Source organism: Pararhizobium sp. LjRoot255, assembly GCF_964252905.1.
In the GTDB taxonomy this organism is placed as follows: domain Bacteria; phylum Pseudomonadota; class Alphaproteobacteria; order Rhizobiales; family Rhizobiaceae; genus Pararhizobium.
In genome coordinates this window covers 1,320,714-1,337,504 of record NZ_CAXUPQ020000002.1, presented here as the reverse complement: position 1 = coordinate 1,337,504, position 16,791 = coordinate 1,320,714, and the positions used below count along the sequence as shown (strand labels likewise).

Annotated in this window: 15 protein-coding genes and 1 pseudogene; all 16 read right to left on the bottom strand. The window is 61.4% G+C overall.

All coding sequences use genetic code 11. The annotated features are described in order from the left end of the window. Positions 1–65 precede the first annotated feature (65 nt). The 16 genes and pseudogenes from ACSQ2W_RS25400 to msuE all read right to left on the bottom strand — a co-directional run bounded on the left by ACSQ2W_RS25400 (position 66) and on the right by msuE (position 16,669). On the bottom strand, positions 66–761 hold the full coding sequence (locus tag ACSQ2W_RS25400; RefSeq protein WP_436088874.1) for a methionine ABC transporter permease: 696 nt from the start codon (positions 759–761) through the stop codon (positions 66–68). Beyond that, entirely contained in the window at positions 715–1,779 is a 1,065-nt protein-coding gene (locus tag ACSQ2W_RS25395; protein ID WP_436089001.1) for a methionine ABC transporter ATP-binding protein, read from the bottom strand. Before ACSQ2W_RS25395 ends, ACSQ2W_RS25400 begins: the two co-directional genes overlap by 47 nt. An 88-nt stretch (positions 1,780–1,867) precedes the next feature. Then, a complete protein-coding gene (locus tag ACSQ2W_RS25390; protein WP_436088873.1) occupies positions 1,868–2,659 on the bottom strand; it encodes a MetQ/NlpA family ABC transporter substrate-binding protein in 792 nt (263 codons plus the stop codon). Positions 2,660–2,669: 10 nt separating this feature from the next. Continuing rightward, positions 2,670–4,079, bottom strand: coding sequence for an FAD-binding oxidoreductase (locus tag ACSQ2W_RS25385; RefSeq protein WP_436088872.1), 1,410 nt, complete (start codon positions 4,077–4,079; stop codon positions 2,670–2,672). Beyond that, positions 4,076–5,284, bottom strand: a complete 1,209-nt coding sequence (locus ACSQ2W_RS25380) for an aminotransferase (RefSeq protein WP_436088871.1) — start codon at positions 5,282–5,284, stop codon at positions 4,076–4,078. Before ACSQ2W_RS25380 ends, ACSQ2W_RS25385 begins: the two co-directional genes overlap by 4 nt. 189 nt (positions 5,285–5,473) lie before the next feature. After that, positions 5,474–6,210, bottom strand: a pseudogene (locus tag ACSQ2W_RS25375) (ABC transporter ATP-binding protein). 1 nt (position 6,211) lies between these two features. Continuing rightward, complete coding sequence (locus ACSQ2W_RS25370; protein WP_436088870.1) at positions 6,212–7,054, bottom strand: ABC transporter permease; 843 nt, start codon at positions 7,052–7,054, stop codon at positions 6,212–6,214. 13 nt (positions 7,055–7,067) lie between these two features. Then, positions 7,068–8,036 carry an aliphatic sulfonate ABC transporter substrate-binding protein gene (locus tag ACSQ2W_RS25365; RefSeq protein ID WP_436088869.1) on the bottom strand — a complete coding sequence of 323 codons (969 nt, stop codon included), beginning with the start codon at positions 8,034–8,036 and terminating at the stop codon, positions 7,068–7,070. A 263-nt stretch (positions 8,037–8,299) separates the two neighbouring features. Beyond that, positions 8,300–9,547, bottom strand: a complete 1,248-nt coding sequence (locus ACSQ2W_RS25360; protein WP_436088868.1) for an SfnB family sulfur acquisition oxidoreductase — start codon at positions 9,545–9,547, stop codon at positions 8,300–8,302. A 30-nt stretch (positions 9,548–9,577) separates the two neighbouring features. Continuing rightward, positions 9,578–10,360, bottom strand: coding sequence for an ABC transporter ATP-binding protein (locus ACSQ2W_RS25355; protein ID WP_436088867.1), 783 nt, complete (start codon positions 10,358–10,360; stop codon positions 9,578–9,580). A gap of 132 nt (positions 10,361–10,492) precedes the next feature. After that, positions 10,493–11,827 carry an ABC transporter substrate-binding protein gene (locus ACSQ2W_RS25350; RefSeq protein WP_436088866.1) on the bottom strand — a complete coding sequence of 445 codons (1,335 nt, stop codon included), beginning with the start codon at positions 11,825–11,827 and terminating at the stop codon, positions 10,493–10,495. A 102-nt stretch (positions 11,828–11,929) separates the two neighbouring features. After that, on the bottom strand, positions 11,930–12,970 hold the full coding sequence (locus ACSQ2W_RS25345) for a branched-chain amino acid ABC transporter permease (RefSeq protein ID WP_436088865.1): 1,041 nt from the start codon (positions 12,968–12,970) through the stop codon (positions 11,930–11,932). Positions 12,971–12,973: 3 nt separating this feature from the next. Beyond that, positions 12,974–13,870, bottom strand: a complete 897-nt coding sequence (locus tag ACSQ2W_RS25340; protein ID WP_436088864.1) for a branched-chain amino acid ABC transporter permease — start codon at positions 13,868–13,870, stop codon at positions 12,974–12,976. Next, positions 13,870–14,808, bottom strand: coding sequence for an ABC transporter ATP-binding protein (locus ACSQ2W_RS25335; RefSeq protein WP_436088863.1), 939 nt, complete (start codon positions 14,806–14,808; stop codon positions 13,870–13,872). The genes ACSQ2W_RS25340 and ACSQ2W_RS25335 overlap by 1 nt, the downstream gene beginning before the upstream one ends. 137 nt (positions 14,809–14,945) lie before the next feature. Next, positions 14,946–16,049, bottom strand: a complete 1,104-nt coding sequence (gene sfnG, locus ACSQ2W_RS25330; protein ID WP_436088862.1) for a dimethylsulfone monooxygenase SfnG — start codon at positions 16,047–16,049, stop codon at positions 14,946–14,948. Positions 16,050–16,072: 23 nt separating this feature from the next. Then, complete coding sequence (gene msuE / locus ACSQ2W_RS25325; RefSeq protein ID WP_436088861.1) at positions 16,073–16,669, bottom strand: FMN reductase; 597 nt, start codon at positions 16,667–16,669, stop codon at positions 16,073–16,075. Positions 16,670–16,791: the final 122 nt, after the last annotated feature.

Here is a 16,791-nt window from a genome sequence, read left to right as displayed (position 1 = left end):
GGTCTGTCTCATCTTTTGGCAAATGGAAATTTTGAGCCGCTGAGGCGCGGCCCGTTGTGACTAGGCTACGACGCGGCGCTGCGACTGCGGGATATGCGATGATTGACGCTGCGGGCTGCCCAGTCGCCAATCACCTGAACGGATTGAACGATGGCGACCAGGATGGCGACGACCGCCACCATGACCTCCGGCATGAAACGTTGATAACCGAAACGGATGCCGAGATCACCAAGACCACCCCCGCCGACCGTGCCGGCCATGGCGGAATAGCCGATCAGGCTCACAAGAGTGACTGTCTGGCCGGCGAAGATCCCGGGCAACGCTTCCGGCAGGAGAACCTTGCAAATGATCTGCAACGGCGTCGCCCCCATGCTTTCCGCGGCCTCTATCAGGGTCTGATCGACCTCCCGCATCGCCGTTTCGGCAAGACGGGCATAAAGAGGGATGATCGCGACGGTGAGCGGCACGATGGCCGCAAACGTACCGACCGTCGTTCCGGCGACAAGGCGTGTAAAGGGAATGATCGCCACCATCAGGATGATGAAGGGCGTCGAGCGCACCAGATTGACGACCGTGCCGGCGACGCGGTTGAAAACGGGCCGCTCCAGAAACTGGCCCGGCGCCGTCACCACCAGCAGAATGCCGAGCGGCAGACCGATGAGCGTCGACAACAACGCAGCAACCGCCACCATGGTGACGGTCTGCTGCAGCGAATCAAGAAGCAGACCGGCGAGCGCCGGCGGCAGCAGGTCGAACAGCATGTCCGATGACCTCTCCGTAGAGTCCGAGGGATGAAAGATAGGCAAGCACCCGATCGATGACGGGGGCGCCGCCTTCGGCGATCAGGGTCAGGATGCCGAGCGGACGGTCGTCGATATAGTCGATGCGACCATGCAGGATGTTCGGCCGGATGCGGAACTGCTCAACGAGCGTAGCGATCACCGGATCATGCGCGGCCTCGCCCGTGAAAACGATGCGCAAGACCGGATCGGACTCTGCACCCGGCGACGGCAGCAGGCGCTGCTGCACCTGTGGCGGCAGGTCGTGCGCAACGATGCTCGACAGGAAGGACCGGGCAACAAAGGATTTCGGAAAGGCGAAGACGTCGAAAGTCGGGCCGGTCTCAATGCACTTTCCGCCTTCAAGCACGGTCACGTGGCTCGCGATCTGGCGCACGACGTCCATCTCGTGGGTAATCAACACGATCGTCAGGCCAAGCCGCCGGTTGATGTCCTTGAGGAGTGCCAGAATCTGTTCTGTCGTCTCCGGATCGAGCGCCGACGTCGCTTCGTCGGAGAGCAGCACCTTGGGATCGAGCGCCAGCGCGCGGGCAATGCCGACGCGCTGCTTTTGACCACCGGAAAGCTCCGAAGGATAGGCGTCCGCCTTTTGCGAAAGCCCGACCACGTCGAGAAGAACTGGAATACGGCGACGAATTTCATCCTTCGGCACGCCGGCGATCTCCAGCGGCAGCGCGATGTTGCCGGCAGCCGTGCGCGAGGACAGCAGGCTGAAGTGCTGGAAGATCATGGCAATGTCGCGTCGCGCGGTCCGCAGGCTTGCGCCCGACAGCCGGCTGATCTCCAGCCCGGACACCACGATCTTGCCCGATGTCGGCTGAACGAGGCCGTTGAGGCAGCGCACCAGCGTGCTCTTGCCGGCCCCGGAGCGGCCGATAATGCCGTGTATGTCGCCCTCACCGATCGTGAGGCTGACCCGATCGAGAACCGGGCCGGTCTTCGCGTCGTAGACCTTGGTCAGGTCATCGATCCGGATCAACGGTTCCGCCGACGCGGGCGCGTTGGCAACGCCATCGACATCCGTTTCGGCTGGAAGAGGCAAGTGGCGAACAGTTGCTGTCACGGCCTTACCAACCCGCAATGACGTTGCCCTCGAACGTCTTTTCGACGAAGGCCTTCACTTCCGGCGATTTGTAAGCCTCGACAAGGGTCTTGACCCAAGGCGCATCCTTGTTCTTTTCGGCAACGCCGATCAGGCAGAAATAATCCGACAGCTGATCCTCGACCAGGATGGCGTCACGGTTCGGCTTCAGGCCGGCGGAAAGTGCGAAATGCGAGGTGATGACGGAGAAATCGACGTCCTCCAGAGATCGCGGCAGCTGCGCGGTTTCCAGCGGGATGATCTTGATGTTCTTCGGATTGTCGATGATGTCTAGCTCGGTCGCGTTGAAGGTGAGGCCGGGCGTGAGCTTGATCAGGCCGCCGGCTTCGAGCAGCTTGAGCGCGCGGCCGAGGTTGCTTGGATCGTTGGGGATGGTGACCTGCGCGCCGTCAGAAAGCTCGGCCAGGGACTTCACCTTCCGCGAGTAGCCGGCCATGGGCAGGAGCACCGTCTTGCTGCCGACGGCAGCCACGGCGAGGCCGCGATCCTTGTTCTGCTGGTTGAGATAGGGCGTGTGCTGGAAGCCGTTGGCATCAAGGTCGCCATCGTTGGTTGCCGGATCGATCAGCGCACCATCCGAAAATTCGACGACCTCGACATCGAGGCCCTTTGCCTTGGCGACGGGCACGAGTGCTTCGGCAATCTGGGCGTGCGGACCGGCAGTGACGCCAAAGCGGATCGTTTCGGCGGAGGCAGAGCCTGCGAAAAGAAGACCCAGTGCAGTCAGGGCAGTGAGAACGGTAGATGAACGGAGCATGAAATATCCTTCAGGAATGTGCGGTTGGATGGTCGGCGGGGTCGGGCAGAACCTTCCCCGGATTGAGAATGCCGTGCGGATCGAAAGCCGCCTTTAGCCGGCGCATCAGGGCGACGGCTTCCCGGCCGTGTTCAAGCTCCTGATAGGCGCGCTTGCCGAGGCCGACCCCGTGTTCGCCGCTGGCGGTGCCGCCGGCCCCAAGCGCGCGCAGCACGATGCGGTCCGCGAGACGGTGGACCTCGTCCGCCTCGCCCGGCAAATGCATGAAGACACAATGGAAATTGCCGTCGCCGACATGGCCGACGATATAGGCGGTCAACCCGCTTTCATCGATGTCGGCACGGGTTTCGAGGATAACCTCGGTAAGCCGCGAAATCGGCACGCAGACATCGCTCGGCCAGGACCGCGCGCCGGGACGCTCCGCCTTTGCCCAGGACAGTGCCACGCGGCGGGTCTCCCAGAGCCGTTGCGCCGCAGCGCGATCGCGAACCCAGACAAGTTCCGTCCCGTCGTGCTCGGCTACGATGGCAGCGATCGTCGCAGACAGGGAACCGATGTCTTCAGCCTGACCGTGAAACTCGAAAAACAGTGTCGGCAGTGGTGCCAGCGACAGCGCGCCGTGATGGTTGATGACCGCGACCAGCGGTTCGTCCAATAGCTCGACGCGGCCAATCGCGAGCCCGAGACGCTTGATATCCGTCACGGCGGCGACGGCGCCGGCAAGGGTCGCAAATCCGGCATGGGCCGAGAGCGCCTCAGGTACCGGATGCAGCCGCAGTATCGCTTCTGTGACGATCCCGAGTGTTCCCTCGGATCCGACGAACAGCCGAGTGAGGTCATAGCCGGAAGAGGACTTTCGGGCCAGCGATCCTGTCCGGACGATCTCTCCATCTGCGGTGACAACCGTGAGACCGAGCACGTTCTCACGCATGGTGCCGAATCGAACGGCATTCGTGCCGCTGGCGCCCGTCGCCACCATGCCGCCGATCGAGGCGTCGGCGCCCGGATCGACGGGAAAGAACAGACCGGTTTCCCGCAGCGCATGATTGAGCGCGAGTCTTCGCGCACCGGCTCCGACGCGCACGATCATGTCGTCAGGGCGAATTTCCAACACACCGTCGAGACGCGACGTGTCCAACGATATTCCGCCTCGAACCGGGATCGCGCCGCCTTCAAGGCCGGAGCCCGCGCCGAACGGCACAACGGGGACGGCGTAGCGGGCGGCGATGAGGACGAGGTCGGCAACGTCCTGCGTGGTTTCCGCAAAGACGACGACATCCGGCGATACGGCCGCATGATGGCTCTCGTCGCGGCCATGAAGCTCGCGCACTGACGAACCGGTGACGGCGTTCTCGCCAAAACGCTCCTTCAGTGCCGCCAGGGCGGCGGCAAGGCCGGACGGGGAGACAAACGTGTTCACGAAGCAGCCTTCCAGCTCTGGCCTTCGCGCCAGCGGGCGAGCCGGACGACCGCCTCCTCCAGGGTTTCGAATGTCTTGGCAAAGCAGAAGCGGACATGACTGGTTACGTCGCGCGCGCCGTAGAACGAGGACACCGGAACCGGCGTCACGCCTGCCTCCAGCGTGAGACGGCGGCTGAAGCCGAGGTCGTCGTTCCCGACATCGAAAGCGCCGATATCCGCGACCGCGAAATAGGTTGACGGCACGTCGGAGATCGTGAAGCCCGCACCGCGCAAGCCACTAACGAGTACGTCGCGGCGGGCTGCAAGGTCACGGCGCAGACCTTCGAAGTAGCTGCCCGGCAAATTGAGGCCAGCGGCGACGGCGGCCTGCAAGGCCGGCGGCGTTGTGAAGGTAACATATTGATGGGCGCGCGAAATAGGCCCGAGAAGATTGGGTGCAGCGGTGACGTAGCCCACTTTCCAGCCGGTTACCGAAAAGGTCTTTCCGGCGGAACCGATCCGCACGACACGATCGCGAGCTTCCGGAAGCGACAGGAAGGATGTGAAGGAATTGCCGTCGAAGACGAGATGTTCGTAAACTTCGTCTGCAACGATCACGAGATCATGGCGGCGCGCCAACGTCGCGACAAATGCGAGTTCTGCGGCATCGAAAATCTTGCCAATCGGGTTCATCGGATTGTTGACCACGATCATTCTCGTCCGCGGCGTGATCGCCGCCTCCAGTTCGTCGCGCGGCAGCCGCCATTCCGGCGGGGCAAGCCGTACTGGGACGGGAACCCCTCCGGCCCGGCGAATGAGGGTGCCGTAGGCATCATAGACGGGCTCGAACACGATCACCTCGTCGCCTTCGTTCAAGAGCCCGAGGAAAGTGTCGGTGAGCGCTTCGGTCGCGCCTGAGGTCACCAGAACTTCGCGCTCCCAGTCGACCTCAAGGCCGAGAAAGCGCCGCGCATTGTCGGCAACGGCACGACGTAGCGACGGCAGTCCCATCATCGGGGGATACTGGTGCGGTCCATCGCGAAGTGCCTGAATAGCCGCCTCGATCAGCTCTGGCGGTTCAAGCCCTTCCGGAAAGCCCTGACCGAGATTGATCGAACCCGTCTCGGCGGCGAGACGCGACATGGACTCAAAGATAGACGTGCCCGGCGCACCAAAGACCGAATTGACCAAAACGACACCTTTCTTTGCGTCGAAGTCGCTCATCGAAACGGGAGTTTATTGACTATAAAATCGACTTACAAAGTATATTATTGTTGATCGATGATCCTTCTGCGAAATGTTTTTCTGGATGCAGGAGCCGCATCGTGAATACCACTTCGGCACCCCGAACTTCGGTAGCCTTGCCGGCCTCGAAGCGCGTTTCAGCAATAGTGGCCAAGCACATTGAAGCGATCAAGCCGCCGTTAAAGTGGCATCAAGCAATTTCAACAAACTACGTTTGGCTGCCTCGAAACCCGGTGAGGCCAGATCGCGCGATTTCGGCATATCAATAGCCAGTTCCTTTAGATGCTACCTGGCCAAGGCTGCATGACAATCAAGCGGTCGGCCAGTATCAATGCCTCGTCGATGTCGTGGGTTACCAGAACGAGCGTGGGCTTGGTCTCCGCCCAGATGTCGAGAAGATGTTTCTGCAGGTCGGCGCGGGTGAAGGCATCCAGAGCGGAGAAGGGCTCGTCGAGGAGAAGAACCTCCGGCTGCGTGACAAGCGCACGCGCTATGGCAACGCGTTGTGCCTGCCCGCCTGACAGTTCCTTTGGCCACCGGTCGGCAAGGTCAGCCAAACCAACCGTCTTCAGGGTCTTTGCAACCCGCCGGCGGCGCTCGTCCGCATCGATATCGGCAAGACCGAAACCGACATTGTCCGACACCGTGAGCCACGGCAAAAGTCGAGGCTCCTGGAAGATCAGATTTATCAAAGGGTGCGGGCTGGAAATCGCCTCCCGGTCGAGCGAAATCGACCCGGCGCTCGGCGTGTCCAGTCCGCTGATCAGTCGCAGGAGCGTGCTCTTGCCGCAGCCCGACCCGCCGATAACAGCGGTTATTTGTCCCGGCTGGATGTCGATCGACACCCGGTCCAGGGCATGGACCCCGTTTGGATAAATCTTCGTGACGTTGCGCAACGACAGCATCTCAACCCTCCCGCCGGAAATTGTCCTGCCAGCGCACCAGTGACGCCGTGGCGACGACAAGCAGACTGTCAGTCGCCTTGCCGATGAGCGCAAAGGTGATGATCGCCGCGATGATCTGGTCGGGCTTGCCAAGCTGCTGGCCATCGACCAACAGGTAGCCCAGCCCCTCGGAAGCGCCCATGAACTCCGCCGCGACCACGAACATCCAGCCGAGACCCAGCCCCGACCGCAGCGACAAGATGTAGGACGGCAGGATTGACGGCAGAAGGATCCGCCGGACGAGCGCAAAACCCGAGAGGCGGAATATGCGGCCGACTTCGACGATCTTGCGGTCGACGGATTGCAGCGCACCGCAGACGCCGAGATAGATCGGAAAGAAAACGCCGACGGCAATGAGCGTGACCTTCGAGGTTTCGAAGATGCCGAACCACAGGATGAAGAGCGGAACCCAGGCGATTGACGGGATGGCGCGAAGCGCCTGGATGGTGGGATCAAACAGCCGGCGCGCCGGACCGAAATAACCGGTTACAGCTCCGGCGATCGTTCCTGCAACCGCGCCCAGACCGAAGCCGAGGATTACCCGCAAGGTCGTGATCGAAATATGGTCGATCAAGTCGCCGGATAGCAGAAGGCCCCACAGGGTTGCTATGACGCGGGATGGCGGCGGCATCAGCCGCCCGGTGAAAAGGCCAGACGCGATCGAAGCCTCCCAGATAAGCAGAACCGCTACCGGTACGGCCCATGCGACCGCGACGCGTACGCCGGCTGCCGATATCCAGAATGCCGCAGGGGACTGCGGCATCGGGATCACGAGGGGACGGGATGTTTCTGCTGTATCCGTCATGAAAACACGAACCTCACTGGCTCTGGCCGACTGCAAAGCGCTCGTCGATCAGTTCGGCCGTGACCGCATCGATGTTCACATCGGCCGGCAGAACGCCCGCGCTCTGGAGCGCCTTGCCGGCGGCGGCGATCGTCTCGCGTTGTTTGGCGCCGATCGTTGGCTGGGTCAGGTCGGTGCGCTCCAACTGCTTGGCAATCACATCTTCCGGCAGCTTTGCGGCCTCGACCAGCACGGCCTTCAGCGCGGCCTGATCGGCAACCGCGTCCTGCCGGGCCTGCTCGTAGGCCGCGATGACGCGCTTGACGATATCCGGATGCGCGGCGGCGAAAGTCTCGCTGGTATTCAGCACGCCCCAGGTGTTGTTTTCGGGCTTGCGGTAAAACAATGCGGCATTTTCCTCGACCTCGGCCGACGCCATCAGCGGATCAAGCCCGGCCCAGGCATCAACGTCGCCACGCAGCAGGGCCAGCTTGCCGTCCGCATGCTGGAGCAGCACCAGCTTGACATCGGATTCGGAGAGACTGGCATCCGCCAATGCCCGGACGAGAAAGATGTGCGGGTCGGTACCGCGTGTGACGGCGATCGACTTGCCCTTGAGATCGGCAACCGACGCGATGCCCGTGTCGGCGCGGGTTACCAGCGCCGTCCATTCGGGCCGGGAGTAGACATAGATCGACTTGACCGGATTGCCGTTGACCCGAGCGATCAGTGCTGCGGCACCAGCGGTCGAACCGAAATCGATCGAACCGGCATTGAGGAACTCAAGTGCCTTGTTGGAACCGGCAGACTGCACCCACCGGACACTGATCCCATCTTTCTCGAACTCCTTTTCGAGCAGGCCTTCCTTTTTCAGAAGCAGGCTGACCGGATTGTATGTTGCCCAGTCGATCCGGATCTCGGAGATTTCCGCAGCGGATGCTGCGGAAAGTCCCAGGCTGATTGCGGCGGCCAGCCCCAGCAGTGTCGAACTAAAGAACCTCATGATGTCCGTCCCCTTCTCAGTGCGCCCCTGCGCAAATCTCGATTGAGGACGCAGCGTATCGCTGAGGATGAAGACGGGCGAACAATTAGATATTAATATCTATCTATTTTATAGAATATGTTTGCCGTGCGCAGACAAAACCCGTTTGCAAGCGACACCGGCCACACCCCTAACAGCGCGCAGCTTTCAGCCTGCGCCAATCGACCCGTAGTCAAAGGCAGGGAAGACGGCGAGAAGCCGCCGCCCCCTGCCCGAGCTAATGGTCAGCTCCAGGCGTGGAGCGGCGGCTTCTCGCCATTGAGGAAGTACTTGCCGAGGATCGCATATTTCCAGCGAACGGGGTCATGCAACGTATGGGTCCGGGCGTTGCGCCAATGGCGGTCGAGACCGTGTTCGGCGAGCGTCGAGCGCGTTCCGGCCAGCTCGAACAGCTTGTTCGTGGCTGCAATGGCGATTTCGGTGGAGAGTATCTTCGCTTCAGCGGTGACGACCTGCGCCTCCGCGACGGTCTCGGCGTTCGGGTTGATTATAGCGCGATCGATGGCGTAGCCTGCTTTTTCCAGCAGCGCCTGGGCGGCATGCAGCCGCAGCGTCAGGTCGCCGATCGCCTGGATCGTGTAGGGATCATCCCAGGCGTTGTCGACGCCGGAATCCACCCAGGCGCGGCTCTTGGTGCGCACGAAGCTGACGGTCTCGTCTATCGCGGCCTGCGCGATACCTGTATCGACGGCGACCTGGATGATCTGGAAGATCGCTCCGTCCGCGGTCGGCACTTCATACCCCTTGTAGCCGGGCACCAGATGCGTCTTCGGCACCTTGACGTTGTCAAGCAGCACCGTGCCCGACAGCGTGGTGCGCTGGCCGAAGGAGGACCAGTCGTCGATGACGGTCAGACCCGGCGCACCGCGCTCGGCGATCGCGTACCAGGCCCTGCCCTCGTCATCGAGCGCCACGATCGGCACCAGATGCGCAAGCAGCGCACCGGACGAATAGAACTTCTGGCCGTTGACGATGACATGGTCGCCAGCATCGGCAAACTTGGTTTCAAAATCGACGGCACGCTTTGAGCCGAATTCCGAGAAAGCATTGCCGAAACGCGTGCCCTTCAGCACCTCGGCGAACAGCAGCTTCTGCTGATCTTCGTCCGAAACGGTGCGGATTGCCGCCACGACGCCGAGATGGTTCTGGGCGATCTGCCCGATGGAGGAATCGGCAGCCGAGATGATCTCGATGACCTTGGCAAGCGTCGCATAGGAGACGTCGGGACCGCCAAATGCCTTCGGCACATTGATCGACCAAAGCCCGCTCTGCGAGAAGGCATCCAGTTCCTTGACCGGCCAGATCCGCTCGCGATCGCGTGCCGCTGACTCCTTGATGAACTCGGCCGCGAGTGCCTTGGCGATAGTGATCGCTTCGGCATCGGTCTTGATGACATGCGCGGGCTCGGCGGAACGCGGAACCGGCGGCACGGCCTTTGCGGCATTCTCGGTATTGATGTTGGAAAGGGTCATCCTGGTTGCTCCTCTTGGATTGGGGTGGTTTTAGTTGGCAAGGGCCGGGACGGCCGGAGCCACGGTCTTCTGGCCGAGATAGAAAGACTTCACATCATCACGCTCGCGCAGATCCCGCGCATCGCCGGTAAGCACGGTGACGCCGTTTTCGAGGATGATGGCGCGATGGGCATATTTCAGCGCGACGGCCGAGTTCTGTTCTGCCACGAGGATCGCAAGCCCCTCGTCACGGTTGAGACGGCGCAGCGTGCGGAAAATGTCCTGAACGACGATCGGCGCCAGTCCCATCGACGGCTCGTCAAGCACCAGCAGACGCGGCCGCGACATCAGCGCCCGGCCGATCGCCGTCATCTGCTGCTCGCCGCCCGATGTCAGGCCGGAAAGCGCGCGCCGCTTTTCCTTCAGTTTGGGAAAGCGTGCGTAGACCTTCTCAAGATCCTCAGCGATTTCCGCACGTGTGCTGCTGCGGCCAAGTCCGCCGGAAACAAGGTTTTCTTCGACCGTCAGGCTGCGGAAGCAATGGCGGCCTTCAAGAACTTGGACAAGCCCTGCGCGCACAAGATTAGCGGGGCTTGTCCCTGTGACATCGATGCCCTCGAACCGGATGTTACCGGAGACGATTTGGCCGCGTTCTGCCGGCAAAAGATTGGAAATCGCCTTCAACGTCGTCGTCTTGCCAGCGCCATTGGCTCCCAGAAGCGCGAGAATCTCTCCGCGCGCCAATGTGAAGCTGATGCTGTCGAGCGCGGTGATGGCATGATTGTACGTGGCCTTCAGACCGGAAACGGCCAGCAGAGCGTTGTCGAGAGCCATGATCTTGTTCCTGTCCGCCGCTGAGGGCTGCAATTGAAAAGGAGAAGGCGCGAGGCTGGTTGAGAGGGAATACAGCCATCCCCGCGCCCCGTCCTTAAAGCCGCGTCCGCCGCCGCGCGCGGCTTCAAAGGATCAGTTGGTCGCCGTTTCGGCGTCTTCCGCCGTACGCAGCTTGATGCCCTTTTCCGCCGCATAGGCTTCCGACGACTTCTCGATGATCGGCCGCAGCAGAGCCCAGTCGGGCGCGATCCAGTCGGAGACGACGTTCCATTTGGTCCCGTCCCACTGCTGGAAGGTCACGTAGCCATTGCCCTCGTGATTGTCCCAAGTGACGTTGATCGAGTGGAAAAGGCCCTTGGCACCGAGTGCCTCGACGCGAGCCGGATCGAGCTGCAGATGCTCGAAGCCCCAACGGACTTCGTCACCCGTCAGCGTCCGCTTACCGAACTTTTCCTGCGCGATGCGGATCGCCTCGACATTCAGGATGCCGTTGACGATGCCGAGATTGTGGTAGACAGAGCCGATGCGCTTCTTGTCTTCGAGGTTGCCCTTACCGGCATCGTAGACCGTCTTGACGATCTCCTGAACCACCGGATATTCGGCCCCAGATGCCTGCGTGGTGATCGCCGTGTAGCCCTTGGCCGCGTCGCCGGCCGGAATGGCGTCTTCTTCCGAGTTTGACCAGACATTGCCGATGATATGATCGACCGGGAAACCGGTCTTGGCGGCGGTCTTCAGCGCAACCGGGTTCATCACGCCCCAGCCGCGCAGGACGACGTAATCCGGCTTGGCGCGGCGGATCGCCAGCCACTGAGACTGCTGCTCATTGCCCGGGTGCGGCACCTCGATCTGCTGCAGCTCAAAGCCATACTTTTGCGCCAGCAATTCGTAGATCGGGATGGTTTCCTTGCCATAGGGCGAGCCGTGATAGAGCACGGCGATTTTCTTGCCCTTCAGACTTTCAAGCCCGCCCTCTTTCGAGGCGATGTAGTTCACGATGCCCGAGGTCTCGCTGTAGGGGTTGAGCAGCAGCGGGAAGACATAAGGAAAGACGCGGCCGTCGGTAGAGTCGGTCCGGCCGTGGTTGACGGTTATGAGCGGCACCTTGTCAGCGGTGATCCGATCGATCATCGCATAGGCGATGCCGACGGAGAGCGGATTCCAGGCAGCCACGTTCGGATTGCTCTTCAGGCGTTCGTAAGCTTCGACGCCACGCTCGACCTCGTACTGGGTTTCGGCTTCAGACCAGGTCAGCTTGACTCCGCCCACGCCGCCGTCGCGGGTGTTGATGAGGGTGAGATAATCGATGAAACCGCCGAAGAAGCCGGTACCGCCGGCCGCATAAGGACCGACGCGGTAGCTCTGGAGCGGGAAATATTGCTCGTCGGCGTGGGCCATTGGCAGTGCCACCGTGAAGGCGAGGCCGGCGGCCAGCGCCGCGATCTTGAATTTGCTGAGGATCGTCATGTTTGGACACACTCCGGGTATCGGCCGGGCAAGGCACCGGTCCTTTGTTGATCTTGGAAGAGTTTGGGCTGCGTTTCAGAGCTTGCAGGGCTCCGGACTTGATCAGAACCGCGTGATGGCGGCGCCGATGCGTTTTCGGACCCGATCCCAGAGGGCGACGAGCCCATCCGGTTCGAGGATCAGAAACAGGATTATGAGTGCACCGAGAACGATGCGCTGTGTCATGTCGAGCACGCCCGAATTGAAGACGTCCCCGAGCAGGAACGCACCAAGCCGAGACAGAAGGAGCGGGAACACCACGATCAGCGCCGCACCGAAAAAGGCGCCGCGGATCGAGGCGAGCCCACCGATGATGACGATGAAGAGGATCTGGAACGACCGGTCGAGGTTGAAACCGGCAGGCTCGACGGTGCGGAGATAGGCAAAGGCCCAGAGCACGCCCGCGACGCCTATGATGAAGGAGGAGATCGCGAAGGCAAGGAGCTTTGTCTTCAGCACCGGCACGCCGATGATCCGCGCCGCCATCTCGTTGTCCCGCACAGCAATGAAGTTGCGGCCAGTCTGGGAATTCACCAGCCGGTAGGCGAAGAAGGTCAGCACAGCAACGACGGTCAGGGCGAAATAATATCGCCCGACCGGTCCCGCGAAGACGAAACCAGCGACCGAAAGCTGCGGTGCATCAATGACCCCGGATGCGGAATCGTTGGAGAACCAGCTGAATTTCGTCAACGCCCACTGCACGAAGAACTGCGCGGCAAGCGTCGATACCGCGAGATAGAAACCCTTGAGGCGCAGGCTTGGCAGTCCGAACGCCAGGCCGATGGCGGCAGCAGCGAAGCCTGCGAGAACTATGCTGGAAATCAATGGCAGACCATCGACGCGCAGGTTGAAATTGAAGGCAGCGAAGGCGCCGACTGCCATGAAAGCAGCGCTGCCGAGCGAGACTTGGCCCGCATATCCCGTGAGAATGTTGAGGCCAAGACCGGCAAGACTGAGCGCCAGGAATGGAAGGAGAATGGCTTCGAAAAGGTAGCTGGAGCCGAAAAGCGGCACCGCGACATAGGCTATCGCGAGCAAGGCCAATGGCGCGGCCCAGCGGGCGGGGAAACGATAGGATGGAAGATCGGAGGCGATCGCGGACATCGATCAGACCCTTTCCACAAGCTTCTGGCCGAACAGACCGGAGGGACGCACGAGCAGGAAAGCGAGCGCGATCACATAGGCGAACCAACCCTCGATGCCGCCGCCGAAATATTCGCCGATATAGACCTCGGCGAGTTTCTCGGACGCGCCGATCAACAATCCACCGACGATCGCGCCCACGATCGAATCGAAACCGCCAAGCACGAGAACCGGCAGGGCCTTCAGAACGATCAGTGACAGCGAAAACTGCACGCCGACACGAGCACCCCACAGAAGACCGGCGACCAGCGCTACAAGACCGGCAGCGGCCCAGACCGTCGCCCATATCCACGGCAACCGAAGGCCGACAGCAAGCGCGGCAAACTGATCGTCCGCGACGGCGCGGAAGCCGAGCCCGATGCGGGTGTAGCGGAAGAAGGCCGAGAGCAGCGCCACCAGGCCGGCGGCAACGACGGCAGCGAAGATGTCGAACTGGCTAATATAGACGCCGCCGACATCGAAAGGCACATCCTCGATGCCGAGGTCGAGCCCGTGCACCTGCGTGCCCCAGATCAGCTGGGCCGCGCCCTCGATGACGTAGGAGAGGCCGAGCGTCGCCATGAACAGCGTGATCGGCGGCTTGTTGGTCAACGGCCGCAAGACCGTACGCTCGATGACAATACCGATGACGACCATGATCGCGAAGGTAATGGCGAATGCCAGCGGGAAGGAAATGCCGCGCTCGGTGAGACTAACGAAGGTCAGCGCCGCGAACAGCAGCATCGCCCCTTGCGCGAAATTCAGGACACCAGAGGTCTTGTAGATCAGCACGAAACCGATCGCGACCAGCGAATACATGACGCCCGAAAGAAGGCCGCCGACGAGAACCTCGGTGAAGAACAGCCAGTCGAAATCGGCCATCAGATGCCCTCCCAATTTTTGTCTTCAGGGGCTTCGTTTTCGGTCGCGACACCCAGATAGGCATCGATGACCCGCTGATCCTGCTGGACCTCTTCAGGCGTGCCATCGGCAATCTTTCGGCCGTAGTCGAGGACGGCGACACGGTCGGAGAGCCCCATGACGACGCCGATGTCGTGCTCGATCAGCACCACCGTCGTGCCGAGCGTATCGCGGGCGGCACGGACGAAATCGGCCATCTCGTTCTTTTCGGTCACCGTCATGCCGGCCATCGGCTCATCAAGCAGCAGGATTTCCGGCTCGGCGACGAGCGCGCGCGCCAGTTCCACCCTCTTCTGCAGACCGTAGGGCAGCGTTCCTGCCAGCCGGTCGCTGACATGCGAAAGATGCAGGAAGTCGAGAATTTTTGCGGCGCGACGACGGGCATCCACCTGTTCCGTCTTGGCCCGACCAAGACCGACGATCTGTTCGATAAAGCTCGATTTCGTCTTGTGCACCCGGCCAGCCACGACATTGTCCAGAACGCTCAACCCCTTGAACAGGGCCAGGTTCTGGAACGTGCGGGCAACACCGTGACTGGCAAGCGCCTGCGTCGGGACCTGCGCATAGTCTCGTCCAGACAGGCGCACATGGCCGCAATCCGGCCGGTACACACCGCTGATCACATTGATGATTGAGCTCTTGCCCGCGCCATTCGGCCCGATGATCGCAAGGATCTCGCCGCGCCGTATTGACAGGTCGATATCCGTCAATGCCACGACGCCGCCGAAGGACAGGGTAACCCCGACCAGTTCGAGTACGCTGCCATCGTTCTCGCCGGTTTCGTTCGACAGTGTATGGCCGGAGCGCGCTTCCCTTTCAAGCCCGGCCAGATGTTCCTGAACGTCGGGCGGAAACGGAGCCGATCCCAAGCCTCCGAAGGCAAATGTCATTGCGTGCATGCCCTTATTCTCCTTGGCGCGCCACCGGCCCCTGCCGGCCCCATAGGCGCGCACCATCCCCTCCACGAATCCGACCGGATTCGTGGCCTGTCATGCCTGCGGCTGCTGGGTTTCCGGCCGCCAATGTCGCAGTGCGATTACTCGGCGGCGACAGCCGTCACTGTTTCGGCTTCCTCCAACTCCCGGATCAGCGGGATGACGTGCTTGCCGAAATACTCCACCTCTTCCTGGAAATGCAGGAAGCCGAGAAGAATGAGATCGGCGCCGGCGCGCTTGAGGTTGACTACCCGCTCGGCGACCTGGCGCGGTGTGCCGATCAGGTTGGAGCGGAAACCGTCATTGTACTGAACCAGATCCTCGAAGGAGGATTTTGCCCAGTTACCCTCACCTTCCGGCGACGACTTTCCGGCATTCTTGACCTCGTGGCCGAAGGCGTTGACTGCTTCCGGATTGGCCTTTTCAATGATTTCGGCCAGCACGGCGCGCGCTTCCTCTTCGGTCTCACGCACGATGGCAAACGCATTGACGCCGACGCGGACGGAATGACCATTGGCTTTCGCCTTGCCCTGGATGTCGGCGACCTGCTTGGCGATTTCCTCCGGCGTATTGCCGTTGGTGAAGTACCAGTCGGAAACGCGGGACGCCATGTCGCGCGCCGCACGCGAGGAGCCGCCCTGAAAAATTTCCGGCTGGGGATCGATCGGCTTCGGCTTCAGCGAGTAGTTGTTAAAGCGGTAGAAATCGCCGTGGAATGTGAAGTTGTCTTCGGTCCAGATGCCACGCAGGGCGCGGATAAACTCCTCCGAGCGGCGATAGCGCTCGTCATGGTCGAGCCAGTGCTCGCCGATTGCCTGGAACTCGCCGCGGAACCAGCCGCTGACAACGTTGACCGCAACGCGACCATTGGTCAGGTGGTTGATCGTGGCGATCTGCTTTGCGGCCAGAGCCGGATTCCACGGACCCGGCAGAATGGCGGCAATGACCTTCAGTGTCGTGGTCGCCTCCAGCAGCGCATGGCTGAAGGAGACCGATTCGTGCTGGAACTCGGCGCCATAGCCCGCGGTGAAGCGGATCTGGCTCAGCGCATAGTCGAAGCCGCTGGCTTCGGCAATTTGCGCCAGCTTCCTGTTGTATTCTATCGTCCAGCTGGTGCGCTGCTCGATGTTCGAGATGACGAGGCCACCCGAAACATTGGGCACCCAATAGGCGAATTTGACCGGCTCTCTGCTGGCGTAAGACATTGCACTATCCCTCTTCAAATTGGTCAGGCGGAAGCTGCGACAAGCGCCGGGCGATGGCCGGGAACGCGGGTGGCAGCGGTTTGATCGGTGGTAGACAGAACCTGCGCGAGTTCTGAAACGGCGCGCTCGATGCGCTCGTGAACGGCGGGGTTGCTGATGTCGTACCCCGTAAAGTCGGCTTCGGTGGCGTAGATCGCTGTCGGCAGCGTCAGGGCGTTGAAGAAGCCGAACAACGGCCGCAGCTGATGCTCGGTCATCAGGCCGTGCAGCGGCGTTCCACCGGTGGCCGCCAGAATGACCCGCTTACCTGTCAGCGCCCGGTAGTCGACCAGATCGAAAAGATGCTTGAGCGCGCCGGTATAGGACGCCCGGTAGACCGGCGAGCCGACGACGAGAATATCGGCCACCTCAACCGCATCGATGATCTCACGCCCCTGCGCATCGAGCTGGTCAGCCCGCAAGGCCTTGAACAAGACAGGGGCAGCACTAACCAGCTCGATTGTATGCCGCGAAGCCCCGATCCGCTCGGCGGCGGCGAACACGATCGCCTCGACGAGCGATGCAGTTCGCGATGGTTTTTTAACATTGCCGGATAGACCAAGGATTGTCCGTTCAGTCATCTCCGCCTCCTCGATGCAAATTTCTATATTATTTATAGATTAAATGTATAATAAGAGATGCCGAGGAATGGATTTTCAAAACACGGGCTAGAATTGAAAAACTTGGCTTTCTTGTCCGCCTT

Bases quoted from the DNA above. Each gene is read 5' to 3' on its own strand.
- ACSQ2W_RS25400 (WP_436088874.1), bottom strand. From the start codon at position 761: ATGCTGTTCGACCTGCTGCCGCCGGCGCTCGCCGGTCTGCTTCTTGAT.
- ACSQ2W_RS25390 (WP_436088873.1), bottom strand. From the start codon at position 2,659: ATGCTCCGTTCATCTACCGTTCTCACTGCCCTGACTGCACTGGGTCTT.
- ACSQ2W_RS25380 (WP_436088871.1), bottom strand. From the start codon at position 5,284: ATGAGCGACTTCGACGCAAAGAAAGGTGTCGTTTTGGTCAATTCGGTC.
- ACSQ2W_RS25370 (WP_436088870.1), bottom strand. From the start codon at position 7,054: ATGACGGATACAGCAGAAACATCCCGTCCCCTCGTGATCCCGATGCCG.
- ACSQ2W_RS25365 (WP_436088869.1), bottom strand. From the start codon at position 8,036: ATGAGGTTCTTTAGTTCGACACTGCTGGGGCTGGCCGCCGCAATCAGC.
- ACSQ2W_RS25360 (WP_436088868.1), bottom strand. From the start codon at position 9,547: ATGACCCTTTCCAACATCAATACCGAGAATGCCGCAAAGGCCGTGCCG.
- ACSQ2W_RS25355 (WP_436088867.1), bottom strand. From the start codon at position 10,360: ATGGCTCTCGACAACGCTCTGCTGGCCGTTTCCGGTCTGAAGGCCACG.
- ACSQ2W_RS25350 (WP_436088866.1), bottom strand. From the start codon at position 11,827: ATGACGATCCTCAGCAAATTCAAGATCGCGGCGCTGGCCGCCGGCCTC.
- ACSQ2W_RS25345 (WP_436088865.1), bottom strand. From the start codon at position 12,970: ATGTCCGCGATCGCCTCCGATCTTCCATCCTATCGTTTCCCCGCCCGC.
- ACSQ2W_RS25340 (WP_436088864.1), bottom strand. From the start codon at position 13,870: ATGGCCGATTTCGACTGGCTGTTCTTCACCGAGGTTCTCGTCGGCGGC.
- ACSQ2W_RS25335 (WP_436088863.1), bottom strand. From the start codon at position 14,808: ATGCACGCAATGACATTTGCCTTCGGAGGCTTGGGATCGGCTCCGTTT.
- sfnG (WP_436088862.1), bottom strand. From the start codon at position 16,049: ATGTCTTACGCCAGCAGAGAGCCGGTCAAATTCGCCTATTGGGTGCCC.
- msuE (WP_436088861.1), bottom strand. From the start codon at position 16,669: ATGACTGAACGGACAATCCTTGGTCTATCCGGCAATGTTAAAAAACCA.